This is a genomic window from Rhizomonospora bruguierae (assembly GCF_018397995.1).
GTDB lineage: Bacteria > Actinomycetota > Actinomycetes > Mycobacteriales > Micromonosporaceae > Rhizomonospora > Rhizomonospora bruguierae.
Window position 1 is genome coordinate 41,465 of sequence record NZ_BBQH01000011.1, and the last position, 26,222, is coordinate 67,686.

The window sequence follows — 26,222 nt, forward strand, 5'->3', positions numbered from 1 at the left end:
AATTGGATCGCGGGTCCGCGCGGCCATCGAACAACTGGGGTACCGGGTCAGCCAGGCCGCCCGGCAGATGCGGACCGGACGGTCCCAGCTCATCGCGGTCCGCATCGAACCCACCCGGGACGGGATCAACGGCACGGTCCTGGACCGGTTCCTGCACGGGCTCACCGAGGCGGCGGCGCCGGCCGGGTACCGGGTGGTGCTCTACACCGCCGAGGACGACGCCGCCGAGATCGCCACCTACGACGAGCTACTCAGCGCGTACGACCTGGACGGCTTCGTGCTGACCAGCACCCACCACGGGGACACCCGCACGGCGACTTCTACCCGAGCCTGAAGCAGACCTTCACCTACGACGGCAAGTTCTACTGCGCGCCGAAGGACTTCTCCACCCTCGCCCTGGAAATCAACACGGACCTGTGGCACAAGGCCGGGCTGACCGACGCCGACGTGCCCACCACCTGGGAGCAGCTGACCAGCGTCGCCCAGAAGCTGACGGCCAAGGGCGTCACCCCGCTGGTCATCGGCGACACCCGGGACCGGGTCGGCGCGTTCATGGTGCAGGCCGGCGGCTGGATCACCAGCACCGACGGCAAGCAGGCCCCCGCGGACACCCCGGAGAACCTGACCGCCCTCCAGTACGTGCGGGGGCTGCTGAAGCAGGGGCTGGCCAAGTACCCGAAGGTGGTGGACGCCGGCTGGGGCGGCGAGGCGTTCGGCAAGGCCAAGGCGGCCATGACGATCGAGGGCAACTGGATCAAGGGCGCCATGCAGAACGACTTCCCGAACGTCACGTACACGGTGCACGAGCTGCCGGCCGGCCCGAAGGGCAAGGGCACCCTGTCGTTCACCAACTGCTGGGGCATCTCCGCCAAGAGCAAGTTCAAGGAGCAGGCCATCAAGTTCGTCGACGCGATGACCGCCGTTGACCAGCCTGTTCCTGCTGCTGCCGATCCTGATGGCCCTCTGGGTGAGCATCACCGGCTGGAACGGGCAGGGCAACCCGTTCCAGCCGGGGGTGCCGGTCGTGGGGGCGCGCAACTACACGAGGCTGCTCACGGTGGACGGGCTGGCCCGCCAGGACTTCATGACCAGCATCCGCAACAACCTCTACTACGTGCTGATCGTGGTGCCGATCCAGACCGCGCTCTCGCTCGGGCTGGCGCTGCTGGTGAACGCACGGATACTGAAGGGCTTCGAGTACGGCTCGGGCGCGGCCATCTCGTTCATCCTGTTCACCATCATCATCGCGATGACCGTGCTGCAACGGTGGCTGCTGCGGGAGCGGAGGGCGGACCGATGAGAAGGACGGTCAACCTGTTCGTCGGGTACGCGATCCTGGTGTTCTTCGCGCTGGTGTTCCTGTACCCGTTCGTCATCCAGCTCGCCAGCGCGCTCAAGAGCGAGCCGGACGCGGCGGCGAACCCGCTCTCACCGATCCCCTCACCCATCGACACGCACTCGTTCACGCGCCTGTTCGCCAGCACCAACTTCCCGCTCTGGCTCGGCAACTCGCTGCTGGTGACGGTGCTGGTGACCGCGGGTCGGGTGCTGCTGGACTCGATGGCCGGGTACGCGCTGGCCCGGCTGCGGTTCCGGGGGCGGGCCGGGGTGTTCTCGGCGGTCATCGCCGTGCTGGCGGTGCCCGGCGTGGTGCTGCTGATCCCGAAGTTTCTGGTCCTCAACCAGCTCGGCATCTACGACAGCTACCTGGCGCTGATCGTTTCGAAGAACTGCTTCATGATGAACACCCCGGCCGCGTCCGCCAGCAGCGGCGTCGATCCCGGTGAGCGTGGAGGAAGCGGCCCGGATCGACGGCGCCGGGGTGTTTCGCACCTTCTGGTCGGTGGTGCTCCCGATGGCCCGTCCGGCCCTGATCACCCTGACCATCCTGTCCTTCCAGGGCTCCTGGAACGAGTTCCCGCACACCGTCGTGGCGGTGCAGGACCCCAGCCTGTTCACCCTGCCCCGGGGCGTGGCCGACCTGGTGACCGGCTCGCTCGGGAAGGGCTCGCAGTACCCGTTGAAACTCGGCGCGGCACTGATGGCGACCATCCCGGTCGCGGCGCTGTTCGTCGTCTTCCAGCGCTACTTCGTGCGCGGGGCCAACGAGGGCGGGGTGAAGGGCTGACAGTACGCGCGTTACGGTTGGAGCTTGGGCAACGAAGCACAGCAGCGAGGAGCGGGAATGGCCGAGGTCAAACTCGAGTACGGCGAGGGGAGCCTCGCGCTTCCCGTGAATTCGGCGGTCGATGGCCCGTCGGGGCTGGACATCAGCAAGCTGCTCGGCCAGACCGGCCATGTGACCCTGGACACCGGGTTCGTGAACACGGCGTCCTGCACGTCGCAGATCACATACATCGACGGCGATGCGGGCGTGCTGCGCTACCGCGGGTACCCCATCGAGGACCTGGCCGGCAAGTCCTCGTTCCTGGAGACGACGTACCTGCTCATCTACGGTGAGCTGCCGACGGCGCAGCAGCTGGCGGCGTTCAGCAACCGGGTGCGGGTACACACGCTCCTGCACGAGGAGATGAAGAACTTCTTCAACGCCTTCCCGCGCGACGCGCACCCGATGGCGGTGCTGTCCTCGGGGATCAGCGCGCTCTCCACCTTCTACCAGGACAGCCTCGACCCGTTCGACCCCGAGCAGGTTGAGATCTCCACGGTCCGGCTGCTGGCCAAGGTGCCCACGATCGCGTCGTACGCGTTCAAGAAGTCGATCGGGCAGCCGTTCCTGTACCCGGACAATTCGCTCGGGTACGTCGAGAACTTCCTGCGCATGGTGTTCGGCGTGCCGGCCACCGGGTACGAGGTCGACCCGGTCGTGGCGAAGGTGCTGGACATGCTGTTCGTCCTGCACGCCGACCACGAGCAGAACTGCTCCACGTCCACGGTGCGACTGGTCGGCTCGGCGCAGGCGAACCTGTTCGCGTCGGTCTCCGCCGGGGTCAACGCGCTGTTCGGCCCGCTGCACGGCGGCGCCAACGAGGCCGTGCTGGCGATGCTCCAGCACATCCAGGCCGACGGCGGCGACGTGCCGGCGTTCGTGCGGAAGGTGAAGAACCGCGAGGACGGCGTCCGGCTGATGGGCTTCGGGCACCGGGTCTACAAGAACTACGACCCGCGCGCGGCCATCGTCAAGCAGGCGGCGCAGGAGGTGCTGGGCCGGATGAGCCAGCCCGACCCGCTGCTGGACCTGGCCATGCAACTGGAGGAGATCGCGCTGGCGGACGACTACTTCGTCGCCCGCAAGCTCTACCCGAACGTCGACTTCTACACCGGGCTCATCTACAAGGCGATGGGCTTCCCCACCAAGATGTTCACGGTGCTGTTCGCGCTCGGCCGGCTCCCCGGCTGGATCGCCCAGTGGCGCGAGATGATCAACGACCCGGCCACGAAGATCGGCCGCCCGCGCCAGTTGTACGTGGGCGCCCCGGAGCGCGCGTACGTGCCCATCGAGCAGCGCGACTAGCCGGGAGACAAGTGCACGCGTGGGGGCAGGACCGGCCCGGTCCTGCCCCCACGCGTCGTCGTGCTGCTAAATCATGGAGAGGTGTACGTGGTTGGTGTGGTCGCTGGACGGGTCCCCACCGGCGCGGCTGTACCGTTTCCAGCCGGTCGCCGGTGACCAGAACTGCCGGTACCAGATGACGTACAGCACGCCGAGCCGGTCCTCGTTGCGGACGAAGAACATGGCCAGGTTGTTGCCGTAGACCTTGTCCCCGCCGGTCGCGTCCCCGCCGAAGCCGTTGCTCTTGATGACCGAGAAGTCGCAGGCGCGACCCTTCGGGTGCTCGAACGGGCCGCCCGGGCGGAAGCAGGAGACGAACCGCTTGAAGCCCAGCCGCTGGGCCTCCTGCATCGCGTGCAGGGTGCGCGGGGTGATGCAGCCGCTCGTGGTCGGGTCCTTCTCGCTGCAACTCTGCGCGCTGAAGCCGCCGGAGGAGTTGCGCGGCGCCGGGCGCGCGACCGGGGAGGTGACGTCCACCAGTCCGCCGGTGGTCTGCCCGCCGACGTCCACCAGGGCCTGGTTGGCCTCCTTGCGCTTCTTCTGCATGATGGCCAGCTGCTTGGCCTGCTGCGCGGCCTCCGCGTCCACCGCGGCCTTGGTCCGCGCGACCTCCGTGCGCGCCTCGTTGAGCCGGCGCAGCTTCTGGTCGTCCAGGCTGGTCATCATCTCCATCGTCGAGACCCGCGCCAGGAACGTGTCCGGGCTGCTGGCGTTCAGCATCGCCTCGACCGGGCGCAGCCGGCCGGTGCGGTACGCCATCGCGGCGATGCCGGAGACCTCCTGGCTGACCTCGTCCAGCCGCTGCTGCACCTGGCCCAGCCTGAGCTGGAGTTCCAGTTGGCGCTTCTTGGAGGCGTTGTACGCGTCGCGTGCCTCCACAAAGCCCCGGTTGGCCGACTCGATGAGGTCCTTGACCGTCTTGGGTTCGCCCTCGTCGCCGGTATCGCCGCCGTTCTTGGCGGGGGTGCCCGGGGTGCCCGGCTCGGCGAGCCCGGGGGCGGGAGATACGACGACAGACGCGGTGGCGGCCATGAGAAATGCCACCACCGGAATCAACCACCGGCGTGCGGTGACCGTGGACACTCTCGTGTTGTTCCTTCCGTCGCGCCGCCGACCGGGTTAGCTGACGGGTTCGGGACGGAACAACCCCTACCGCTGGCGCGGATTCACCCCGGGTACGTGGTTCCCCGGCTCGCCTCGCGGCGATTGGGCGGCAGCCACCACCGGCGCCGATGGGCGCCCCTGGGTGGTGACCGCCGGTCACATTACCCGATCCGGGGCCGAAGTGAACGGTCGAGACCCGGACACCTCGTGCCGTCACCGCCCGGCCACAGTGCGTCGATCGCCCGGCGCTCAGTGGACGGCGGGGTTGACCTCAACCGCGCTTCAGCTATCAGAATCCGCGGGATGCGAGCGATTCAGGTGGCGGAGTTCGGTCCGCCGGAGGTGCTGGTACCCGTGGAACTGCCCGATCCGGCGGCCGGGCCGGGCCGGGTGGTGGTGGCGGTGGAACGCTGCGGCGTGACCTTCGCCGACACGATGACCCGGGCGGGACGCGGACCGGGCGGCGCCGTCCAACCGCCCTACGTGCCCGGCAACGGCGTCGGCGGCACCGTCGCCGGGACCGGTCCCGGCGTGGACCCGGGCCTGCTCGGCCGGCGGGTGGTCAGCACCACCGGCGGCAGCGGCGGGTACGCCGAGCGGGTGTCCGTACCGGCCGGCGGCCTGGTGCCGGTGCCCGACGGGCTCGACCTGGATCCGGCGGTGGCGATGCTGACCGACGGCCGGACCGCCCTGGGCCTGTTCGCGCGGGCCGGCGTGCGACCGGGCGAGACGGTGCTGGTGGAGGCGGCGGCCGGCGGGGTGGGCACGCTGTTGGTGCAGCTCGCGCTCGCGGCCGGCGCGACCGTGGTGGCCGCCGCCGGTCGGGCCAAACTCGGTGTGCCCCGGGACCTGGGCGCGCAGGTCGCGATCGACTACACGGCGCCGGACTGGGCGCGGCAGGTTCGGGCCGCGACCGGCGGGCGGGGCGTGGACGCGGCGTTCGAGTCGGTCGGCGGCGCGATCGGCGCCGCCGCCCTCGACCTGGTGGCGCCCGGCGGCCGGCTGGTCCAGTTCGGGCTGGCCAGCGGGCGGCCGCTCGGCACCGACCCGGCCGACCTGGCCGCCCGCGCGGTGCGGTTGATCGGCTTCGCCGAGCTGCGGTCGATCGGCGCCCCGGCCACCGCCCTCGAACTGGCCACCCGGGCACTCGCCGCGGCGGCCGCGGGCCGGCTGCGCCCGATCGTCGGCCAGCGCTTCCCGCTGGCCGAGGCGGCGGCCGCGCACCGGGCGGTAGAGGACCGGGTCACGGTCGGAAAGTCACTGCTCATGACGTGACGGGCAGGCCGACGAGAGCGTGGCCGGCGCCGGACAGCTACTGCTCGCCAGCCCCGCCGCAGCGGAACGGCACCTCGGGGAACCGCCGCAGCCGTGGGTGTCCAGAGGGGACGGGTTCCGGCCTTCTCTTCGAGGTCCGACCGGCCGGCGGCCGCCCAGCACGACGCCTCCGGACGGGTCGACGCGTGGCGTGGGTGACCGGGCGGCCCGCGGAAGGCCGCCGGATCAGGAAGCGGTGGCCGGTGGCAGCGCGGGTCGGCTGACCGCGCGGTAGTGCGCGACCGTGCGCCGGGCCAGCGCCGCGGTGGCGCTGGAGTTGACCCACGTGCCCAGCACGATCGCCGCCCCCGGCACCAACTTCGCGAACACCCGCTTCGCGGCGCGGACGCCCGCCATCTGCGCCAGCTTCACCCCGAGCCGCAGCATCGCCTGCCCGAGCGGCTTCACCGCCGCCCGTGCCAGCAGCACGCTGGCCCGCTCCCGGCCGGCGGCGACGGCGAGCGCGATCCGGGCACCCCCCGCCGCCTTGTGCACCCGTTGCAGGACCAGCAGGTCCGCCGCCCGCTCCGGGTGCACCGGATCCACCCCGTACGCCGCCGCGACGTGCAGGACCATCCGCGCCTGGGTCCAGGCGAGCACCCCCACGTCCACCACCGCGCCGGGCAGCCCGGCCGCGCCGGAGACCGCACCGGACAGCCGGGCCAGGGTCAGGAACCTCTTGACCGCCACCTCGGCCAGCGCGTCCGCCCCCAACTCGGGGCGCTCGTGCCGGACCCGGCGCGCCCAGTCCCGCGCCTCCGGACCCAGTCGCCGCACCGCCTCCAGCGCCAGGTGCTCGGGCGCGTACTGCGGGTCCTCGCGCATCCGCGCCCACAGCCCGCGCGGCGGCGCCAACTCGGCGTCTTCCGTACCGGCGGGTGGTGTCGGTTCGGTCACGGGCTGCTCCGGGTGGCGTCGGGGGCGAGCGACTCCCCACTGACTCTATGCCCAGACCGCCATGGGGTGACCGGCGGCGGACACGCTGGCGTAGAGTCAGTGAGATATCGCATTCTGTAGATCCCTGCGGAGATCGGGGGGTGGGGAGCCGATGCCCCGACGCTGGACCGCCACCGCGGCCGCATCGCTCGCGGCCCTCGTCGCGATCGGCACCGCGGGCTGCGACCCGCGCACCTCCGCCGGCAACTCCGCCGCCCGTCCCAGCGCCGGCCTACCGTCCTCCATGGCCGCCCTCGGCGACTCCATCACCGCCGGCTACGGTTCCTGCGTCGCCCTGGTCACCTGCGGCCGCAACTCCTGGTCCACCGGCGACGGCGGCATCGTGGACAGCCACTACCGCCGCATCCGCGCCGGCAACCCCGCGATCCGCGGCCACGCCACCAACCTCGCCGCCGCGCGGGCCCGCGCCGCCGCCCTCGCCGACCAGGCCACCCGCGCGGTCGCCGCCAGGCCGGCGTACGTCACGATCCTGATCGGCGCCAACGACGCCTGCCACGGCACCATCGACCAGATGACCCCGGTCGCCGACTTCCGCTCCGCCGTGGACCGCGGCCTGGCCACCCTGAAGGACGGCCTCCCCTCGGCCCGCGTGCTGGTGGCCAGCATCCCCGACCTGAACCGCCTGTGGGAGGTCGGCCACGACAGCCGCCTGGCCCGCAACGCCTGGTCCCACGGCCTCTGCCCGGCCCTGCTGGCCAACCCCACCAGCACCGCCCCCGCCGACACCGCCCGCCGCCGCGCCTTCGCCGCGCGCGTCGACGCCTACAACCGCGAACTCGCCGCCGCCTGCCGCGCCTACGGCCGCAAGTGCCGCTACGACGGCGGCGCCGTCCACCGGGTCCGGTTCACCCTCGACGACATCAACGGCATCGACTTCTTCCACCCCAACGTCACCGGCCAGAGCCGCCTCGCCAAGGCCACCTGGCCAACCCGCTTCACCTGGTGACCGCCCCCACCCCGGATACCCTCGCCCGCTCCCACCGCCCCTTACACCACCGCGGCGCTCTCGCCGGCGGCGGCACTTATCTCCAGCTGACATTCTTCGACTGGAGGCTGTGCGTGGCGCGCATGTCCCGTACGCGGGACGCACAGGCTTCCGTGACCCCATGACCACCGGGCAGGTAGCCGGGTGTGCGGCGGGCGCCTCCCCGCCGGGGGGCATCCAGAGGCCACCCTCGCCGCCGACGCAAGGCAGGGCCGCCCCGGGGCAGTGCGGCGGGGCGTGAAGGGTGGTCGTGGGGTGGTCAGGCGTAGGAGACGACGACGGCGGACTCGGGAGGCAGCTCGACGCTGTCGCGGAACAGCATGGCGCCGGGCGCGGTCGCGAACAGGACCGTGCGGATCGTGGACCGGAGGCTGACGCGCTGCGGGTGGGGTGCCAGGTTGGCGGCCACGGCGCAGGCGCCGCGGCGGATCGCCACGAACTGGTTACCGTGCCAGACGTGCACCCGGTCCAGGCGCGGGTCGGACAGGTCCGGGTGGCTCTTGCGCAGGGCGATCAGCCGGCGGTAGAGGTCGAGGATCTCCCGGTGCTCGGGCTTGTCGAGTTCGGACCAGTCGAGCTTGGAGCGGGCGAACGTCTCGGGGTCCTGCGGGTCGGGGACCTCGGCGGTGCCCCAGGCGTGCGCGGCGAACTCGCTGCGGCGGCCGGTGGCGACGGCGACGGCGAGTTCGGGCTCGGGGTGGCTGGTGAAGAACTGCCAGGGCGTGGTGGCCGCCCACTCCTCACCCATGAACAGCATCGGCGTGAACGGGCCGGTCAGCAGCAGGGTCGCGCCGACCTTCAGCAGGGCCGGGGAGAGCGAGTCGGAAATCCGGTCGCCGGTCGCCCGGTTGCCGATCTGGTCGTGGTTCTGCAGGTACGCGACGAACCGGTGGCCGGGGATGCGCTCGCGGTCGACCGGGCGGCCGTGGACCCGGCCGCGGAAGCCGGACCAGGTGCCGGCGTGGAAGAAGGCGCCCTCCAGCACGTCGGACAGGCACTCCAGCGAGCCGAAGTCGGCGTAGTACGCCTGCCGCTCCCCGGTCAGCAGGGTGTGCAGGGCGTGGTGCACGTCGTCGTCCCACTGGGCGTGCAGGCCGTAGCCGCCCGCCTCGCGCCCGGTGATCAGCCGCGGGTCGTTCAGGTCGGACTCGGCGATCAGCGACAGCGGCCGGCCGAGGTGGGTGGACAGCGCCGCCGCCTCGACGGCCAACTCCTCCAGCAGGTGCCGGGCGCGGCGGTCGACCAGGGCGTGCACGGCGTCCAGGCGCAGGCCGTCCACGTGGTAGTCGCGCAGCCACATGGTGACGCTGTCGACGATGTACCGGCGAACCTCGTCCGAGCCGGGGCCGTCCAGGTTGACCCGTCGACCCCAGGCGTTGCTGCCCTCCTCGGCCAGGTACGGGGCGAACTGCGGCGCGTAGGCCCCGGACGGGCCGAAGTGGTTGTAGACGACGTCGAGGATCACGCCGAGGCCCCGGGCGTGGCAGGCGTCGACCAGGCGCTTGAGCCCGTCCGGGCCGCCGTACGCCTCGTGCGGGGCGTACCAGCAGACGCCGTCGTAGCCCCAGTTGTGCTCGCCGTTGAACGCGTTGACCGGCAGCAGTTCGACCAGGTCCACGCCGAGTTCGACGAGGTGGTCGAGGCGCTCGGTCGCGGCGTCGAAGGTGCCCTCCGGGGTGAACGTGCCGACGTGCAGTTCGTACAGGATGCTGCCGGGCAGCTGGCGCCCCGTCCAGCCGGCGTCGGACCAGGCGAACGCGGAGTGGTCGTAGAGCCGGCTCGGGCCGTGCACCCCGGCCGGCTGGCGTAGCGAGCGGGGGTCGGGCAGCGCGTTCTCGCTGTCGTCGATCAGGTACCCGTAGTCGGTGCCGGGGCCCGCGTCGGGCACGTCGATCCGCCACCAGCCCGACCCGTCCCGGGTCAGCTCCCGGTCCCGGTAGGACGTGTCGATGCCGGGACCGTCGGCGGTGCGGAGCCGGACGCGGCAGACGTCGGGGGCCCAGACGGCAAATTCGGTCATTCGGCCACCAAGAGCGCGACGGGATAGCGGTCGAGAAGATCGGCCAGGTCCAGCCTGGAGCTACGGTAGACCCGCCCCGTGAACGATTCGCGCCAAACGTTACTACTCAGTGTCAGCGTAGTGACACTCCAACCACCCCGGCGTGCCAATTTCACCGGAAAGCGGATGGCGACCGCGACCGCGCCGCCCCGGTCGAACGCGATGACGTGGTCCTCCGCCGGCCCGGTCGCCCGCAGCGGCTGGTAGCCGGTGAACAGGTCGGGGCGGTCCCGGCGGGCGCGCAGGGTGCGGCTGGTGACCAGCAGCTTGGCCGCGCCGCCGCCGTCCACGGGCGGCTGCCAGCCGTCGTCGAGCCGGGCCAGCAGGTCGCGGCGGGCGGCGAAGTCGACCGGGCGGCGGTTGTCCGGGTCGACCAGCGAGTTGTCCCACAGCTCGGTGCCCTGGTACACGTCGGGGACCCCGGGCATGGCGAGCTGGAGCAGCTTCTGGCCGAGCGCGTTGGACCACCCGGGCGGCGTGATCCCGGCGACGAACCCGGCCACCTCCGCGCGCAGCCGGGCGTCGTCGTAGAGCCGGTCGACCGCCAGGCGCAGGTACGCCTCGAAGCCCTCGTCCGGGTCGGCCCAGCGGGTCGCGCCGTTCGCCTCCCGGGCCGCCTTCACCGCGTATGCGTGCAGCCGCTCCCGCTCGATCGGCCAGGCGCCGGCGACCGCCTGCCAGAACAGGTGCGCGAAGGACGGGTCGGGGATCGGGGCCGCAGACATCCACCGCTGCACCGCCCGGCCCCACTCCTGCGGCAACTCGGAGAGCACCGCCAGCCGCGCCCGCACGTCCTCGGAGCGCTTGGTGTCGTGGGTCGACAGCGTGGTCATGGCGACCGGCCAGAGCCGCTGCCGCTCGGCGTTGGCGCCGTGGAACTCGGCGGCCGGCACCCCGAACCGGAACGGGTCGCCGCCGACCTCGTTCAGGACGGTGAACCGGGCGTACCGGTAGAAGGCCGTGTCCTCCACGCCCTTGGCCATGACCGGGCCGGTGAACTGCTGGAACCGGGCGGACAGGTCGTCGGCCGGGTCGCGCAGCCGCCCGGTGATCTCGTCCAGCACCGGTACCAGGTCCGGCCGGCGCCGACCCGCCTCGGAGCGGGCCATCGCCAGGTGCCTTCCGCCGGCGGGCAGGTACGTCCGGTAGACGGGAAAGCAGGCGGCCAGTTCGGCGAGGGCGTCCTCGGCCTGCTCGCGGGCCTGGTCGCCGTTGGGGGCCAGCCGGGCCAGGCGGGTCAGCTCGGCGGCGAGCAGGCCGGTCGCCGCCCACCGCTTCGTGTCGTGCGCCAGTTCCTCCCAGGACACCGGCCGCCCGTTCAGCCGGGTGTCCAGCGCGGTGAACTCGGCCTCGGCGGCCGGGTCCACGAAGACACCGGTGACCAGGTTGAGCGCCTCGTAGCCGGTGGTGCCGGCGACGGGCCAGTCGGGCAGCCGCTCCCCCGCCTTGAGGATCTTCTCCACGACGATCCAGGTGTCCGGCGCGGCGGCGTGCAGCCCGCGCAGGTACCCGCCCGGGTCGCGCAGCCCGTCCGAGTGGTCGATCCGGATGCCGTCCAGCTCCCCCGCCGCGTGCCAGCGCAGGATCTCCGCGTGCGTGGCGTCGAACACCTCGGGGTCCTCGACGCGCAGGCCGGCCAGGTCGCTGATGGCGAAGAAGCGGCGGTAGTTCAGCTCGGCGTCGCCGCGCCGCCAGGAGATCAGCCGGTACCGCTGCCGGTCGTGCACCTGCCCGGGGGTGCCGTCGCCGGTGCCGGGCGCGATCGGGTACCGGTGCTCGTGGTACCGCAGTTCGCCGTCCTCGACGCGCAGGTCCGTGACCGCGTCGTCGTCGGCGAGCACCGGGATGAGCAGCCGGCCGGCCGACCAGTCCACGTCGAACCAGTTCGCGTAGCGCGACTCGGGCCCGTGGGTGAGCAGGTCCCACCAGGCGGGGTTGGCGTGCGGGTCGGCCACGCCGACGTGGTTTGGGACGATGTCCACGACCAGGCCGAGCCCCTGCTCGCGCAGCGCCCCGACCAGCCGGCGCCGGCCCTCCTCCCCGCCCAGCGCCGGGTTCACGGCCCGGTGGTCCACCACGTCGTACCCGTGCCGCGAGCCGGGCGCGGCGGTCAGCAGCGGCGCGCTGTAGAGGTGGCTGACCCCCAGTTCGCGCAGGTACCCGGCCAGGTCGGCGGCGCGGTACAGGTCGAAGTCGGGCCGCACCTGGACCCGGTACGTACCGTGGGGCGCCGGCGGCACGTCACACCGCCCGGTCGAGGACGGTCAGCGACCGATCCGGCACGATCAGTGTGCCGCCGGCCTCGAACACCCCGCGGGCGTGCCGGTCGGGCTCGGCGGTCTGGATCACGGGCTGCCACTTCTGCCCGTACTCGGGCCCGGGGAGCACGAACTCCAGCGGCGCGTCGTGCGCGTTGAAGCAGAGCAGGAACGAGTCGTCGACGTGCCGCTGGCCGTACCGGCCGCGCTCGTTGATGCCCTCGCCGTTGACGAACAGCGCGATCGACCGGCCGAAGTCGTTGCCCCAGTCGGCCATGGTCATCTCGCGGCCGTCCGGGGTGAACCACGACAGGTCCGGCAGCGGGCTGCCGGCGACCCGGGCGTTGACCGGCTGCCCGGTGAAGAACCGCCGCCGGCGGAACACCTGGTGCCGGGCCCGGAACGCGGTCAGCGCGCGGACGAACGCCAGCAGCCGCTCGTCCACGTTGTGCCAGTCGATCCAGGTCAGCTCGTTGTCCTGGCAGTAGCCGTTGTTGTTGCCGCGCTGGGTGCGGCCCCCTTCGTCGCCGTGGGAGAGCATCGGCACGCCCTGGGAGAGCATCAGCGTGGCCAGGAAGTTGCGCCGTTGCTTGGCCCGCAGCGCGAGGATCGCCGGTTCGTCGGTCTCGCCCTCGACGCCGCAGTTCCAGGACCGGTTGTACGACTCGCCGTCCCGGTTCTGTTCGCCGTTGTCCTCGTTGTGCTTGTCGTTGTAGGACACCAGGTCCGCCAGGGTGAACCCGTCGTGGCAGGTGACGAAGTTGATGCTGTGGAACGGCTTGCGCCCGTCGTCCTGGTACAGGTCCGCGGAGCCGCAGATGCGGCTGGCGAACTCCGCCAGGGTGGCCGGTTCGCCGCGCCAGAAGTCGCGCACGGTGTCCCGGAACTTGCCGTTCCACTCGGTCCACACCGGCGGGAAGTTGCCGACCTGGTACCCGCCGGGGCCCACGTCCCACGGCTCGGCGATCAGCTTGACCCGGCTGACCACCGGGTCCTGCTGGATCACCTCGAAGAAGGTGGAGAGCCGCTCCACGTCGTGGAACTCCCGGGCGAGCGTCGCCGCTAGGTCGAACCGGAACCCGTCCACGTGCATGTCCTCGACCCAGTACCGCAGCGAGTCCATGATCATCTGGAGGGTGTGCGGGTTGCGGGCGTTGAGGCTGTTGCCGGTGCCGGTGTAGTCCAGGTAGTGCTCGGGCTCGCCGTCCACCAGCCGGTAGTAGGCGTGGTTGTCGATGCCCCGCCAGCACACGGTGGGGCCGAGGTGGTTGCCCTCGGCGGTGTGGTTGTAGACCACGTCGAGGATCACCTCGATGCCGGCCTGGTGCAGCGCCTTGACCATGCCCCGGAACTCCTGGACCTGCTGGCCCCGGCTGCCCATCGCCGAGTACCCGTGGTGCGGGGCGAAGAAGCTCAGCGTGTTGTAGCCCCAGTAGTTGCGCTTGCCCATGTCGACCAGGCGGTTGTCGTGCATGAACTGGTGCACCGGCATCAACTCGATCGCGGTCACGCCCAGCCGCCGGAGATGGTCGACGATCGCCGGGTGGGCGATCGCCGAGTAGGTGCCGCGCAGTTCCGGAGGGATCTCCGGGTGGCGCTGGGTGAGCCCCTTGACGTGCGCCTCGTAGATCACCGAGTGGTGGTACGGGGTGTCCGGCTTCCGGTCACTGTCCCAGTCGAAGTAGGGGTTGACCACCACGCCCTTGGGCATGAACGGCGCCGAGTCGGTGGTCGACATCCGCTCCGGGTGGCCCATCTCGTACCCGTAGAGCGCCGGATCCCAGTCGACGTCCGAGTCGACCGCCTTGGCGTACGGGTCCAGCAGCAACTTGTTCGGGTTGCAGCGCAGGCCCTGCGCCGGGTCGTAGGGGCCGTGCACCCGGTACCCGTACCGCTGGCCCGGCTCGACGCCCGGCAGGTAGGAGTGCCAGACGAACGCGTCGACCTCGTGCAGGCGGACCCGGCGCTCGCGGCCCGCCCGGTCGAACAGGCACAGTTCGACCTTCTCGGCGACCTCCGAGTACAGCGCGAAGTTCGTCCCGGTGCCGTCGTAGGTGGCGCCCAGCGGGTAGCGCCGCCCCGGCCACACCAGCATGCTCACCACCCCACCTGTCGTCGAACGCCCCTGTCGTCGAACGGGGCCGCATGTGCCCGGAGCGATGTGCCCAGACCGGTCACGGCTTAATCGCGGACACCGGGGACGGCCACGAGTGTCAAGTTACCGACAGGCCGTTCGCCGGAGCCCCGGGTTTGAGTTTGGCCAATCCGGTAACCATGGGCGCCGTTTGTCGCGAGCAGGGCATCGCGCACCGCAAGCGTTCCGCCACCACACGGGCACCGACCTTGAGGAGGGCGCCGCATGACGCTCACGCCACCGTACGGAGTCGACGCGACCTCGGTGCCCCCGAAGCGGGTCCTCATGCTCTCGTGGGAGTACCCACCCGTGGTGGTCGGCGGGCTGGGGCGGCACGTGCACGCACTGGCCGGCGCGCTCGCCGCCGCCGGCCACGAGGTGACCGTCGTCACCCGGCACGCGCCCGGCGCCGCACTGGACGACCTGCGCGAGGGCGTCCGGGTGGTGCGGGCACCGGAGGACCCGCCGAGGTTCCCGCTGGCCACCGAGTCCCTGCTGGCCTGGACCATGGCGTTCAACCACACGCTGACCCGGGCCGCGCTGCGGGCGGTCGGCACCGGGCGGTACGACCTCATCCACGCGCACGACTGGCTGGTCACCCACACCGCACTGACCCTCAAGGAGCACCTCGGGCTGCCCCTGGTCGCCACCATCCACGCCACCGAGGCCGGCCGGCACCAGGGCTGGCTGCCGGGCGAGATGAACCGCGCGATCCACTCCGTCGAGCACTGGCTCGGCCACGAGGCGGACCGGGTGGTGGTCTGCTCCGGGTACATGAAGTGGGAGGTCAATCGGCTGTTCGGGGTGGCGCCAGAGAAGCTGTCGGTGGTGCCGAACGGGGTCGACGCCGCGCGCTGGCGGGCGCTGCCCGACCAGGTGGCCCTGGCCCGGCGCCGGTTCGCCGGCGACGGCCCGCTGATCGCGTTCGCCGGCCGGCTGGTCTACGAGAAGGGCGTGCAGGATCTGCTGGCCGGCCTGCCCGCGCTGCGGTCCCGGCACCGCGGCCTGCGCGCCGTCATCGCCGGGGACGGGCCGTACAAGCCGCACCTGGAGCGCACGGCCGACGCGCTGGGCCTGCGGGACGTGGTCACCTTCGCGGGCTTCCTCCGCGACGACGAGCTGCCCGCGCTGATGGCCGCCTCGGACGGCTTCGTGGTGCCGAGCATCTACGAGCCGTTCGGCATGGTGGCGCTGGAGAGCGCCGCCGCGGGGGCGCCGCTCGCCGTGGCCGCCACCGGCGGGCTGCCGGAGATCGTCGAGCCGAAGGTGACCGGGATGACCTTCCCCGCCCGGGACCCGCAGTCGCTGGCGGACGCGGTCAGCGCCCTGGTCCTCGACGCCGACCTGGCCCGTGGCGTCGCCCGGCAGGCCCGCGCGATGGTCCAGCGGCGGTACACGTGGCCGACCGTCGCCGCCGCCACGGCCCACGCGTACGAGTGGGCCGGCCGCGGCGCCGGGGTCCCCGCGCAGCGGGGCCCGCTGGAAATCACGGTCCCGGAGGGCAACCTCCTGCTCGGCTCCCGCGTGCCGACCCGAGCGGATGGGTAACCCCCCGGGCATGAGTGCTTACCGTGGTGACCTGTTCGGCGAGGTACGGGCGAACGAGAACTTCCGGAAGGTCCTCGCCACCACCGGGCACACGCAACTGGTGGTGATGACGATCCCGCCGGGCGGGGAGATCGGCGAGGAGGTGCACCGGGGCATCGACCAGGTGCTGATCGCCGTCTCCGGCAGCGGCGCCAGCGAGCTGGACGGCGACCGGCAGCCGTTCGGCCCGGGGGACGTGGTGGTGGTGCCGGCGGGCACCCGGCACAACTTCCTCAACACGGGCAGCGAACCACTGCGCATCGCGACCGTGTACGGCCCGCCCGACCACCGTCCCGGCACGGTCCACCGGGCCAAGCAGGACGCGGATGCCGACCAGGCGGACGTGCCGCCGCACGAGGGGTGACGGCGGGCCGGTTGCCCGCCGGTCCTCCCGGCGGGCACAATGGCCGCGTGGTTGGCAGGCGATTTATCCGCCCCCGGGTGACCGGGCGGCGGCGCATGCCCTTCGGCTGAGCGCACCTCGCGGTGCGGGTACGGCGCGCCCCCGGTCACGGCCGGGGGCTTTGTCATGCCCGGATCGTTTTCCTCTTCTTTCACCGAAGGTGCCTCATGCCTGTGCCCGTCCGCGATCTCACCGACCCCGCGCAGGGGTCGCACGCGATCCAACTCGTCGTCGACGCCACCGAGAAGGCGCTCGCCGCTGCCTGGGGCCTCCCCGTCCGGCGCGAGCCCGGCCCCCGGGTGGTCGACGTCGCCGACAACTACGACCGGCTCCGCTACAGTGCCGACGCCATCACCCGCGACGGCCGTTACAGCCACTACCTGCCGGACGGGCGGATGCTGCGCTCGCACACCTCGGCCGGGGTGCCGCCGCTGCTGCGCGCCCTCGCCGCCGCCGGCGGGCCGCCCGAGGTGCTGCTCAGCCTGCCGGGTATCTGCCACCGCCGGGACGTGATCGACCGGCACCACGTGGGTGCCCCGCACCAGATGGACCTGTGGCGCATCCGTCTCGACGGTCCGCCGCCGGCCGCCAGCGGGCTCGCCATGGGGGTCGGCCTGGACCGGCTCACCATGCTCGCCAAGGGCATCCCCGACGTTCGCCTGCTGCGCTCGGTCGAGCCGCGGGTCGCCGCGCAGATGGTGGACCTGTCGCCGTACCGCCCGGTCTCCGCCATGCCGCCGATCCGGCGGGACCTCTCCCTGGCCGTGGACGCCGCCCTGGACACCGAACTGCTCGGCGACCGGGTCCGTGACCTGCTCGGGGAGCGGGCCGGCGCGGTGGAGGAGGCGATCGTGCTCAGCGAGACGGGGTACGACGACCTGCCGGAGAGCGCCCGCAAGCGGATGGGCGTGCGGCCGGGGCAGAAGAACGTGCTGCTGCGGATCGTGCTGCGGGACCTGGACCGCACGCTGCCCGCCGCCGAGGCCAACGACCTGCGCGACCGGGTCTACGCCGGCCTCCACCGGGGCGCCGCGCACGAATGGGCCGGCCGTTAGCGAGTGCTCGGCGCGGCGGCGGGTAACCCCCGCCCCATGCGCGTCGCCATCACCGGGGCCAGCGGGAACGTCGGTACCGCCCTGCTGCGCCGGCTCGCCGCCGAGCCGGACGTGACCGTGACCGGGGTGGTCCGCCGGCCGCCCGTGCCGGGCGCGGGCGCGCCGTACGACGGGGTGCGCTGGCACGCCGCCGACGTGGGGCATCCCGCGGCCGTCGGCGCCCTGACCGAGTGGTTCGCCGACGCCGACGTGGTGGTGCACCTGGCGTGGCAGATCGCGCCCAGCCACGACCGGGAGCGGCAGCGGCGGACCAACGTGGACGGTACGGCGCACGTGCTCGCGGCGGCGCGGCGGGCGGGGGTGCGGCGGCTGGTGCACGCGTCGTCGCTGGGGGTGTACGCGCCGGGGCCGAAGGACGCCACGGTCGACGAGACGTGGCCGGCGACCGGGGTGGCGGGGTCCGGGTACAGCCAGCACAAGGCGGCGGCGGAACGGCTGCTCGACGCCGAGGGTGACGGCCTGGCGATCGCCCGCATGCGGCCGGGGCTGACCTTCCAGCGGGACGCCGGTGCGGAGGTGGCCCGGTATTTCCTGGGTCCGTTCGTGCCGACCAGCGCGCTGCGGCTGGGCCGGGTGCCGGTGGTGCCGCACCATCCGGCGCTGCGGGCCAACGCGGTGCACGCCGACGATGTCGCGGACGCGTATGCCCGGGTGATCCGGTCGGCGGCGACCGGCGCCTTCAACGTGGCCGCGGACCCGCCGCTGGACGGCGACGTGCTCGCCGCCGAGGTACGCGGCCGGACCGTGTCCGTCCCGCCGGCGGTGCTGCGGGTCGGCGCCGGGCTGACCTGGTTGCTCCGGTTGCAGCCGACCGACCCGGGCTGGGTGCGGCTGGCGGCCTCCGCGCCGCTGCTGGACAGCTCCCGGGCCCGGCGGGAGCTGGGCTGGCAGCCGCGGCACGACGCCCGCTACGCGCTGCGGGAACTGCTCGCCGGCATGGCCGCCGGCGAGGGCACCGGCAGCGCCGCGATGCGCCCCCGGTAACCGGCCCCGGCGGGGTTCCCGCGACGCGCGTCTACGATTGCGGAATGCGGGCCGCGGGTGCGCGCGTTGGCTGACGGCGAGAAGTCCCCTACCGGAGGTGCCGACCGATGCTGGATCCCGACGGGCTGTACGAGCTGGTGGACCCGGGTGAGCTGCCCGAACTCGACCGGCCGGTACTGATCCAGGCGTTGAGCGGGTTCGTGGACGCCGGCAACGGCACCCGGCTCGCCCGCGAGCACCTGCTCGCCGAGCTGGACGCCCGCCAGGTCGCCGAGTTCGACATCGACCAGCTGCTGGACTACCGCTCCCGCCGGCCGATGATGACGTTCGTGGAGGACCGGTTCACCCGGTACGACGCACCGCACCTGGCCCTGCACCTGGTCCGCGACGCCGGCGGCACCGGGTTCCTGCTGCTGTCCGGCCCGGAACCGGACCTGCAGTGGGAGCGGTTCATCGCCGCGGTGAGCCGGCTGATCGGCCGGTTCAACGTGCGCCTGACCGTCGGGCTGAACTCGATACCGATGGCCGTCCCGCACACCCGCCCCGCGGGGGTCACCTCGCACGCCACCCGGCCGGAGCTGCTCGCCGCGCACGACCCGTGGCTCCAGCGGGTCCAGGTGCCGGGCAGCGCGGGCAACCTGCTCGAGTACCGGTTGGGCGAGGGCGGCCGGGACGCCATCGGCTTCGCGGTGCACGTCCCGCACTACCTGGCCCAGGCCGAGTACCCGGACGCGGCGGAACTGCTGCTCGGTTCGGTCTCCCGGGCCAGCGGCCTGCTGCTGCCGACCGAGAAGCTGCGCACCGCCGGCGAGCTGACCCGGGCCGCGGTGGACCGCCAGGTCGAGGCCGACGCGGAGGCGTCCGCCCTGGTCAAGGCGCTGGAGGAGCAGTACGACGCGTTCCTGCGCGGCCGCGGGTCGGCGAACCTGCTGGCCCCGCAGGCGGGGCTGCCGACCGCCGAGGAGTTGGGCGCCGAACTGGAGCGTTTCCTGGCCGAGCAGCCCCGCAACGACCCGCCGGCGGGGTCCTAGGCGGGTCCGGCCGGGGTTTGCCGGCGCTCGCGCCGGGCAGGCTGACGCCATGACCAAGCGCGAGGATGCCGACCCCGACTTCGACCGCGACGGTGGCCCGACCCGCACCCCCGGCCGGCTGAGCACGACCGGGGGCCGGGCGGGGCGGGCCAGCTTCGGCCGCAAGGCCCGCCAGCCGGAGAAGAAGAACGGTACGAAGGTGGCCCCGACCACCACCGGCGACGCGGGGACCGGCGGCATGAGCACGTCGGTCGGCGGCTCGACCAGCGACGCCTCCACGTCGCAGTAGCTCACGGCTCCCGGGCGTCGACCAGGGTGGCGAACACCACGATGTTGTCGGCGTACCCGATGCCGCCGCCCTTCCACTGCCCGCCGCAGGTGATCAGGCGCAGCCCCGGCCGGCTGTAGTCGTCGTACACCCGCTCGGCGGGCAGCTTCGCCTTGTCGAAGTGCTCCACCGAGGTCACCTGGAACACCGCGATGCTGCGGTCGCGCCGGGTGACCTCGACCTTCGCGCCCGGGCGCAGTTTCGGCAGCCGGTAGAAGATGGACGGACCGCTCCTCGTGTCCGCGTGGCCGACGATGATCGCGGGGCCGAACTGCCCCGGCGTCGGCCCCTTGACGTACCAGCCGACCTCGTGGTGTCGGTGGACCGGCGGCACCGCGATGGTGCCGTCGCCGGCCAGGCCGACGCCGAAGACGGGCGCGCTCACCCCGATCGACGGGATCGACAGCTTGACCGGCCGGCTCGGCTCCAGGACCGGGAAGGCGCGCGGGGGCGGCGGATCACCGCCGCCGGACAGGTGCGGCCAGGTCAGGCCGGTGGCCTGCACCAGGCCGGCGCAGACCGCGACGGCGCCGGCGAGGACGAGCAGCAGCGCGAGCGGGCGGCGGGGACCGGCGGCCATGGTCGGCGGGACGGGGTGGTCAGCCGGCGCTGGGCCGCCGGCGGCGACCGATCCAGAGCCCCGCGGCGATGGCGACCGCGCCGCCGCCGGCGAGCAGCAGGCCCGGCGGTGGCCCGCCGTGCGCCATCCCGCCGAACCCGGTGGCCGGGCCCCGGGTGGGGCGCCCGCTGTCCAGCACGTGCAGCCGGGTGGTGGCCGAGCGGCCGCCCGGGCAGCGCAGCCGCAGCACGTAGTCGCCGGCGCGGGCCGACTGCGGGACGGTCGCGGTCGCGGTGAGGAAGCCGTCCTGCGGGTGCACGGTGATCTGGCCGAACACAGTGGACGACACGGTGGCCGGTTTGCCGTTCTCCGGACAACCGGCCCGGATGCCCACCAGGCGCCCGACCTGGGCGGTACTTGGCGTCACCTCGACGAACACCCCCGGGGGCGGACCAGGTGAGGTGCTGGGCACCGTGACCGGCGTGATCAACAGCAGGCCCAGCAGCGACAGGCTCCGCACCGCGCCCCCTTTCCGGCGGCCGTTGGAGCCTCGATTTTCGCATCGAACCGCCCCGCGCACACCTCTGTCGTGGGTACCCGTCAATGTCGATCATTTCCCACCTTTCGATACCGTCGGTGACCCGGTAACACTCGCGTAACTCGCAGTGAGTAGGAATACTGGCGAGAGCATCGAGCTGGTGACGGTGCGCGACCGCCAGGCGGGCGGTCGCGGTGCGGAGGGTGGCCGAAGGTATGCGGCAGAGCTCGCTCGTCGTGGTGGCAATGCGGCTTCCGATCGACGACGACGTGGCCCGCGACGGTGCCTGCGAGTGGCGGCGCAGCCCCGGCGGGCTGGTGAACGCGCTGCACCCGATCCTCCAGCACACGCCCACCACCTGGATCGGCTGGACGGGCAGCACGGGCCCGGCCCCCCAACTGCCCGACCTGGACAGCGTCCGGCTGCACGCCGTGCCGCTGTCCGAAGAGGAGTTCGCCGAGCACTACGAGGGCTTCGCCAACTCGACCCTCTGGCCGCTGTACCACGACGCGGTCGAGCAGCCGGTCTACCACCGCAAGTGGTTCCAGACGTACCGGCAGGTCAACGAGCGGTTCGCCGAGGCGGCCGACGCCTGCGCCGAACCCGGCGCGACGGTCTGGGTGCAGGACTATCACCTGCAACTGGTGCCTGGCCTGCTCCGCGAGCGCCGCCCGGACCTGCGCATCGGCTTCTTCATGCACGTGCCGTTCCCGCCGCCGGAACTGTTCGTCCAACTCCCCCGCCGCGCCGAGTTGCTGGCCGGGATGCTGGGCGCGGACCTGGTCGGCTTCCAGCGCGAGCAGGCCGCCCACAACTTCGCCCAACTGGCCACGAAGGTGCTCGGCGCCCGGGCCACCGACCGCCGGATCGAACTGGCCGACGGGCACCTGGTCCGGATCGGGGCGTTCCCGGTCTCGATCGACATGGCGGAGCTGGCCGCCCTCGCCCAGCGCCCCGAGGTGGCCGCCCGCGCCACCCAGATCCGCCACGACCTCGGCGATCCGCGCCGGGTCATCCTGGCGGTTGACCGGCTGGACTACACCAAGGGCATCGAGCAGCGGCTCAAGGCGTACAGCGAGCTGATCGCCGGCGGGCACGTCAAGGTGCACGACACCGTGATGGTGCAGGTCGCCGTGCCGAGCCGGGAGCGGGTCGCCCAGTACCGGATCCTGCGTGACCGGGTGGAGCGCGAGGTCGGCCGGATCAACGGCGAGTTCAGCCGGGTCGGCGAGCCGGCCGTCCACTACCTGAACCGCCCGTTCGACCGCGCCGAACTGGCCGCGCTCTACCGGGTCGCCGACATCATGGCGGTCACCCCGCTGCGGGACGGGATGAACCTGGTCGCCAAGGAGTACGTGGCGACCCGCTTCGACCACACCGGGGCGCTGGTGCTCAGCGAGTTCGCCGGCGCCGCCGCCGAGTTCGACCGGGCGTACCTGGTCAACCCGCACGACCTGGACGGCCTCAAGGGGGCCCTGATCCGGGCGATCGAGGCGGACCCGGCCGACGTGGCGGAGCGGATGCGGGCGATGCGGGCCCACCTCGCCGAGCACGACATCCACGCCTGGCTGCACCGGTACCTGACCGCGCTGGACACCGGCGAAACCCTGGTGGCGCACCTGAAGCGGTGACCCGACGGGGTGGGCAGGCGGGCGCTCAGCGATTAGAATGTATGTACGAAAGATCGCCGCTGAGCTGCGCGAACCCGATCCGCGAGGAGGACCACGTGGCCACCCCCGCCCCCGCGACCTCGATGCCGTACGCGACCCTGCTGAGCTTCACCCGGTACGTCAACCGGACCGGTCCAGCCAAGGCCACGTTCGTCGGCGGGCTGCGCCGCCAGCGCGAGCGCGGCTCCGGTTTCAACCCGCACGGCCCGCTGGTGAAGGCGCTCAAGGCGGACATCCAGTTCCGCACCGGCGGCACCCACCTGGAGCAGGTCGCCCAGACCGTCAAGCCCCGCTGGCGCCCCCTCTACGAGGCGCTCACCGGCGGCGCCCGCGCGTACCTGGCCTCCCTCGGCGACCCGAGCCAGGTGTGGCTGACCCGCACGCACGATGCCCTGGCCGTGGTCGGCGGGCTCGCCGTGAAGGTCAACCCGCACCTGGGGCTGCGCTACGCGGACGGCCGCTGCGAGGTGGTCCGCCTGCACTTCGACGAGCAGCCGCCCAGCCGGGAGACGGTCACCGCCACGCTGCACCTGCTCGCCAGCCAGGCCGAGCGGGTCCTGCCGCACGCCGAGCCGGTCCTGGTGGACGTGCGCCGCGGCGAGGTGCACCGGCTCGACCCGGCGGTCAAGCCGGCGGACGTGGAGCGCTGGCTGGCCGGCGAGGCCGCCGCCTTCTCCGCCATGTGGAGCACCGCCGCCTGACCGCGTTCTCCGCGCGGGCGGCACCGCGTCGTCACACCCGCCGCCCGCGCGGAGCCCCCAGGTCAGGTGGCGCTGCGGCCGAATTCGCCGTTGGTGCCCTTGATCGACCAGGCGCGCACGCCGCCGATGATGCCGGCCGTGTTCGGGACCACCACGACGTCGTCGCCCATGCGTTCGAGCTGGACGGGCAGGATGTGCCGGGAGTTGCCGCCGCCCAGGTACAGCCGGTCCCAGTGGAAGACCGGGCGCAGCCCCTCGATCACCCCGCGGACCCGCCGGGACCAGAACGCGTTGCCGAGCCGGCGCCGCTCGTGCTCGCCGACGTACGTGTCGTACGTCTGGCCCCACCGCACGGGCGCGTGGGAGAACTCGAGGTGCGGCGCCAGCACGCCGCCGTCGAACACGGCCGAGCCGAGGCCGGTGCCGAGGGTGAGGACCAGTTCCAGGCCGATGCCGGCGACCACGCCCGCGCCGTGCACCTCGGCGTCGTTGAGCACCAGCGTCGGCACGGCGAACGCGGTGGCCAGCGCGGTGCGCGCGTCGAAGCCGGACCACTGGGCGACCAGGTCCGGGTCGACCTTGGTGCGGGGCCCGTTGCGGGTGACGTAGTGCGGGGTGGCGACCACCACGCCGTGCCGGATCATCCCGGGCATCCCGACCGTGACCCGCTGCGCCGGCGGCAGCTTGCCGCCCAGGTCGACGAGGGTGCGCACGAACAACTCGGGCGGCAGCGGGTACGGCGTCGGCACCCGCAGCGGCTGGGCCCGCATCGTGCCCGCCTCGTCCAGGACCGAGGCCTTGATGCCGCCGCCACCGCAGTCGATCGCCAGCGTGATGGTCATTCCGACCAGTGTCCAGCATCTGATCGCGGGGCGGCATCCGGGGACGCCTCCGGGTAAATTCCCGGCCGGGAGCGCTCCCACGGGAAGTGCCGACCCGGTTATGATGCGAGCGTCCGGGCATTCAAGAGCATAAATCCCCTGCCACCGAATGGGCATCGGTGACCGGGATCGAGAAGCCTTGGAGCCATCGTGACTATCCTCGACCCACCCGCGGACGGTACCGCAGAGCAGCCCGCCCTGGCGGCGACCGCCACGATCGCGGCACCCGACCGGCGGCCCCGTTCGGCGACCCGCCCCACCCTCCTGCTCCTCAGCGTCGGAATCGTCGCCGCCTGGATCGCCGTCGTCGTGTCCGCCGCTCACCTGCACGTGAACCCCGCGATCCACGAGGCGGCCCTGTTCCTGCACCTCGCCGCCGTGGTACTCGGCTTCGGCGCGGTACTCACCGTCGACTGGGTGGGGCTGCTGTGGATCCTGCGGCAACGCACGCTGTCCGCCGTGGCGCAGGCCGCGCACACCGCGCACCTGCCGATCTGGCTCGGCCTCGCCGGCCTGGCCGTGACCGGCGCCTTACTGTCGCCCCACGTGTCGTCGCCGCGGACCGCCGTCAAGCTGGGCGCGGTGCTGATCGTCGCGCTCAACGGCCTGTACGCCGGCCAGATCCAGCAGCGGCTGTCCCGCTACGGCGACGGCACCCCGGTCCCCCGGGCGCTGCTGCTGCGCAGCATGACGGCCGCCGGCATCTCCCAGGCCGGCTGGTGGACCGCCGTCATCATCGGCTTCCTGAACGCGCAGACGTGACGGTGCCGTCCTGAGCGCAGCAGGCGCTCCCGCCACCGCTGGCACATCGGGTCACCTGATAATCAGCCGCCACCAGCGGCACCGCCGGCCCTACGATGAGCCGATGATCACGGCGCGATTCAAGGATCTCTGCATGGACGCCACCGACGCGCTGAGCCTGGGCCGGTTCTGGGCCGGCGCGCTCGGCGGCACGGTGACCGACCTCGGCGACGGGGCGTGCCGGATCGACCCACCGCCCGGTCGCCCGCGCACGGAGGCGATCTGGGTGAACCCGATGCCCGAGCCGCGCACCGGCAGGACGCGGGTCCGCCTCGACCCGGGGATCGTGGGCGGCACGGTCGAGCAGCTCGACGGCGGGGCGGCCGGTATCCGGGACGCCGCCGACCTCCCCTGGCCAACCTGGATCTTCCAGCCGGTCCCGGGGCCGAAAACGGTCAAGAACCGGGCGCACTGGGACGTGACCACGGCCGTGCCCACCCCGGACGCGCTGGTCGAGGCGGGGGCGACGCTGGACCGGTCCCCCGACGACGAGATCTACTGGTGGGTGCTGCGCGATCCGGAGGGCAACGAGTTCTGCGCCTTCGCTCCCAAGCGGACGGGTGCGCAGTCGCCGGCGCCGGCGGGTGTCGCGTGATCGAGGCCGTCGTCTTCGACCTGGACGGGGTCATCGTGGACTCCGAGGTCATCTGGGAGCGGATCCGCCGCCGGTACGTGGCGGAGCGCGCCGGGCACTGGCCGGCGGACGCCCAGCACCGGCTGATGGGGATGAGCACCCCGGAGTGGGCCGCCTACCTGGCCAGCGACTTCGGCATCGACGAGGAGCCGGGCGAGGTCGCCCGGGGCGTGATCGGGGCGATGGCCGAGGAGTACCACCGGCACCTGCCGCTCATCCCCGGCGCCGTCGAGGCGGTCCGCCGGATCGCCGCCGGGTGGCCGATCGGCGTGGCCAGTTCGTCGCCGCCGCGGCTCATCGAGGCGGTGCTCGACGCCACCGGACTCGCCGGGCTGATGCGCGGCTGGGCCTCCTCGGAGGAGGTGCCCGCCGGCAAGCCCGCCCCGGACGTGTACCTGGCCGCCGCCGGCCGGATCGGCGTGGACGCGGCCGGGTGCGCCGCCGTGGAGGACTCCGGCAACGGGCTGCTGTCGGCCGCCGCCGCCGGGATGGCCGTCATCGCCGTGCCGCGCCCCGAGTACCCGCCGGCGGAGTCGGCGCTGGCGGTGGCGAGCGCCGTACTCGACGACATCGGGGCACTGACCGCCACGGTGATCAGCGAACTACGTCGATGACCCAAACGTGACCTCGGGTTGACAGCCTGGACCTCCACGGGTTCACACTGATCA

At 72.8% G+C, this 26,222-nt stretch carries 25 protein-coding genes, 2 pseudogenes and 1 riboswitch; of the genes and pseudogenes, 18 read left to right on the plus strand and 9 right to left on the minus strand.

The genetic code is table 11. From position 1 onward, the window contains the following. Nucleotides 1-67: 67 nt before the first annotated feature. The 3 genes and pseudogenes from KJS59_RS30835 (at nucleotide 68) to KJS59_RS02150 (ending at nucleotide 1,300) form a co-directional block, all read left to right on the plus strand. Complete coding sequence (locus tag KJS59_RS30835; protein WP_249713797.1) at nucleotides 68-334, plus strand: type 1 periplasmic-binding domain-containing protein; 267 nt, start codon at nucleotides 68-70, stop codon at nucleotides 332-334. Then, nucleotides 331-861 (plus strand): annotated as a pseudogene (locus KJS59_RS30840) (ABC transporter substrate-binding protein); the annotation flags it as partial. The gene KJS59_RS30835 and the pseudogene KJS59_RS30840, both read left to right, overlap by 4 nt. A 61-nt stretch (nucleotides 862-922) precedes the next feature. Further along, nucleotides 923-1,300, plus strand: a complete 378-nt coding sequence (locus tag KJS59_RS02150) for a hypothetical protein (protein WP_249713798.1) — start codon at nucleotides 923-925, stop codon at nucleotides 1,298-1,300. Here the strand turns inward: KJS59_RS02150 and KJS59_RS30845 are convergent. Further along, a complete protein-coding gene (locus tag KJS59_RS30845; protein ID WP_249713799.1) occupies nucleotides 1,242-1,694 on the minus strand; it encodes a hypothetical protein in 453 nt (150 codons plus the stop codon). The genes KJS59_RS02150 and KJS59_RS30845 overlap by 59 nt on opposite strands. An 89-nt stretch (nucleotides 1,695-1,783) precedes the next feature. On the opposite strand from KJS59_RS30845, the gene KJS59_RS30850 reads away from it, so the two are divergent. Further along, a complete protein-coding gene (locus tag KJS59_RS30850) occupies nucleotides 1,784-2,128 on the plus strand; it encodes a carbohydrate ABC transporter permease (RefSeq protein ID WP_249713800.1) in 345 nt (114 codons plus the stop codon). A gap of 57 nt (nucleotides 2,129-2,185) precedes the next feature. Continuing rightward, entirely contained in the window at nucleotides 2,186-3,472 is a 1,287-nt protein-coding gene (locus tag KJS59_RS02160; RefSeq protein WP_213450523.1) for a citrate synthase, read from the plus strand. Between the two features lie 66 nt (nucleotides 3,473-3,538). Here KJS59_RS02160 and KJS59_RS02165 read toward each other — a convergent pair whose 3' ends face one another. After that, nucleotides 3,539-4,594 carry a coiled-coil domain-containing protein gene (locus KJS59_RS02165; protein ID WP_213450524.1) on the minus strand — a complete coding sequence of 352 codons (1,056 nt, stop codon included), beginning with the start codon at nucleotides 4,592-4,594 and terminating at the stop codon, nucleotides 3,539-3,541. 8 nt (nucleotides 4,595-4,602) lie between these two features. Then, nucleotides 4,603-4,734, minus strand: a riboswitch (cyclic di-AMP (ydaO/yuaA leader). A 184-nt stretch (nucleotides 4,735-4,918) separates the two neighbouring features. Between KJS59_RS02165 and KJS59_RS02170 the strand changes: the two genes are divergently transcribed. Then, a complete protein-coding gene (locus tag KJS59_RS02170) occupies nucleotides 4,919-5,890 on the plus strand; it encodes a zinc-binding dehydrogenase (protein ID WP_213450525.1) in 972 nt (323 codons plus the stop codon). Nucleotides 5,891-6,115: 225 nt separating this feature from the next. Here KJS59_RS02170 and KJS59_RS02175 read toward each other — a convergent pair whose 3' ends face one another. Beyond that, nucleotides 6,116-6,826, minus strand: a complete 711-nt coding sequence (locus tag KJS59_RS02175) for an EcsC family protein (RefSeq protein WP_249713801.1) — start codon at nucleotides 6,824-6,826, stop codon at nucleotides 6,116-6,118. A 151-nt stretch (nucleotides 6,827-6,977) separates the two neighbouring features. Here KJS59_RS02175 and KJS59_RS02180 point away from each other — a divergent pair, with 151 nt between their 5' ends. After that, complete coding sequence (locus KJS59_RS02180) at nucleotides 6,978-7,832, plus strand: SGNH/GDSL hydrolase family protein (RefSeq protein ID WP_213450526.1); 855 nt, start codon at nucleotides 6,978-6,980, stop codon at nucleotides 7,830-7,832. A 298-nt stretch (nucleotides 7,833-8,130) separates the two neighbouring features. Here the strand turns inward: KJS59_RS02180 and treZ are convergent, their stop codons facing one another. From treZ to glgX, 3 genes are read right to left on the minus strand one after another with little or no spacing between them, the layout of a single operon-like run. Beyond that, nucleotides 8,131-9,891, minus strand: a complete 1,761-nt coding sequence (gene treZ, locus KJS59_RS02185; RefSeq protein ID WP_213450527.1) for a malto-oligosyltrehalose trehalohydrolase — start codon at nucleotides 9,889-9,891, stop codon at nucleotides 8,131-8,133. Next, nucleotides 9,888-12,170, minus strand: a complete 2,283-nt coding sequence (treY, locus tag KJS59_RS02190; RefSeq protein ID WP_213450528.1) for a malto-oligosyltrehalose synthase — start codon at nucleotides 12,168-12,170, stop codon at nucleotides 9,888-9,890. The genes treZ and treY overlap by 4 nt, the downstream gene beginning before the upstream one ends. A gap of 1 nt (nucleotide 12,171) precedes the next feature. Continuing rightward, a complete protein-coding gene (gene glgX / locus KJS59_RS02195) occupies nucleotides 12,172-14,283 on the minus strand; it encodes a glycogen debranching protein GlgX (RefSeq protein WP_213450749.1) in 2,112 nt (703 codons plus the stop codon). 264 nt (nucleotides 14,284-14,547) lie between these two features. Between glgX and KJS59_RS02200 the strand changes: the two genes are divergently transcribed. The 6 genes and pseudogenes from KJS59_RS02200 to KJS59_RS02225 all read left to right on the plus strand — a co-directional run. After that, entirely contained in the window at nucleotides 14,548-15,870 is a 1,323-nt protein-coding gene (locus KJS59_RS02200) for a glycosyltransferase family 4 protein (RefSeq protein WP_249713803.1), read from the plus strand. A gap of 10 nt (nucleotides 15,871-15,880) precedes the next feature. Next, nucleotides 15,881-16,273 (plus strand): cupin domain-containing protein, encoded by a 393-nt coding sequence (locus tag KJS59_RS02205; RefSeq protein WP_213450529.1) that lies wholly within the window; start codon nucleotides 15,881-15,883, stop codon nucleotides 16,271-16,273. A 206-nt stretch (nucleotides 16,274-16,479) separates the two neighbouring features. Next, a complete protein-coding gene (locus tag KJS59_RS02210; RefSeq protein WP_213450530.1) occupies nucleotides 16,480-17,367 on the plus strand; it encodes a tRNA ligase subunit PheS family protein in 888 nt (295 codons plus the stop codon). A gap of 36 nt (nucleotides 17,368-17,403) precedes the next feature. Next, a complete protein-coding gene (locus tag KJS59_RS02215) occupies nucleotides 17,404-18,411 on the plus strand; it encodes an NAD-dependent epimerase/dehydratase family protein (protein ID WP_213450531.1) in 1,008 nt (335 codons plus the stop codon). Nucleotides 18,412-18,518: 107 nt separating this feature from the next. After that, on the plus strand, nucleotides 18,519-19,442 hold the full coding sequence (locus KJS59_RS02220) for a proteasome assembly chaperone family protein (protein WP_213450532.1): 924 nt from the start codon (nucleotides 18,519-18,521) through the stop codon (nucleotides 19,440-19,442). Between the two features lie 70 nt (nucleotides 19,443-19,512). Then, nucleotides 19,513-19,731: pseudogene (locus KJS59_RS02225) on the plus strand (hypothetical protein); the annotation flags it as partial. A gap of 1 nt (nucleotide 19,732) precedes the next feature. Here KJS59_RS02225 and KJS59_RS02230 read toward each other — a convergent pair. Continuing rightward, the gene (locus KJS59_RS02230) at nucleotides 19,733-20,350 is read right to left on the minus strand and encodes a class F sortase (RefSeq protein ID WP_213450533.1); all 618 of its coding nucleotides are present in this window, start codon (nucleotides 20,348-20,350) and stop codon (nucleotides 19,733-19,735) included. A gap of 19 nt (nucleotides 20,351-20,369) precedes the next feature. Further along, on the minus strand, nucleotides 20,370-20,849 hold the full coding sequence (locus tag KJS59_RS02235; protein WP_213450534.1) for a hypothetical protein: 480 nt from the start codon (nucleotides 20,847-20,849) through the stop codon (nucleotides 20,370-20,372). A gap of 233 nt (nucleotides 20,850-21,082) precedes the next feature. Here KJS59_RS02235 and KJS59_RS02240 point away from each other — a divergent pair, with 233 nt between their 5' ends. Then, entirely contained in the window at nucleotides 21,083-22,498 is a 1,416-nt protein-coding gene (locus tag KJS59_RS02240; protein WP_213450535.1) for an alpha,alpha-trehalose-phosphate synthase (UDP-forming), read from the plus strand. Nucleotides 22,499-22,593: 95 nt separating this feature from the next. Next, nucleotides 22,594-23,238 (plus strand): hypothetical protein, encoded by a 645-nt coding sequence (locus KJS59_RS02245; protein ID WP_213450536.1) that lies wholly within the window; start codon nucleotides 22,594-22,596, stop codon nucleotides 23,236-23,238. Between the two features lie 62 nt (nucleotides 23,239-23,300). On the opposite strand, the gene KJS59_RS02250 is transcribed toward KJS59_RS02245, so the two are convergent. Then, nucleotides 23,301-24,080: an ROK family protein gene (locus tag KJS59_RS02250; RefSeq protein WP_213450537.1), complete on the minus strand. Its 780-nt coding sequence runs from the start codon at nucleotides 24,078-24,080 to the stop codon at nucleotides 23,301-23,303. A 189-nt stretch (nucleotides 24,081-24,269) separates the two neighbouring features. On the opposite strand from KJS59_RS02250, the gene KJS59_RS02255 reads away from it, so the two are divergent. The 3 genes from KJS59_RS02255 to KJS59_RS02265 all read left to right on the plus strand — a co-directional run bounded on the left by KJS59_RS02255 (nucleotide 24,270) and on the right by KJS59_RS02265 (nucleotide 26,168). After that, nucleotides 24,270-24,881, plus strand: a complete 612-nt coding sequence (locus KJS59_RS02255; RefSeq protein ID WP_213450538.1) for a hypothetical protein — start codon at nucleotides 24,270-24,272, stop codon at nucleotides 24,879-24,881. Nucleotides 24,882-24,984: 103 nt separating this feature from the next. Then, nucleotides 24,985-25,515: a VOC family protein gene (locus KJS59_RS02260; protein ID WP_213450539.1), complete on the plus strand. Its 531-nt coding sequence runs from the start codon at nucleotides 24,985-24,987 to the stop codon at nucleotides 25,513-25,515. Further along, the gene (locus KJS59_RS02265) at nucleotides 25,512-26,168 is read left to right on the plus strand and encodes an HAD family hydrolase (protein ID WP_213450540.1); all 657 of its coding nucleotides are present in this window, start codon (nucleotides 25,512-25,514) and stop codon (nucleotides 26,166-26,168) included. Before KJS59_RS02260 ends, KJS59_RS02265 begins: the two co-directional genes overlap by 4 nt. The last annotated feature ends 54 nt before the right edge of the window (nucleotides 26,169-26,222 follow it).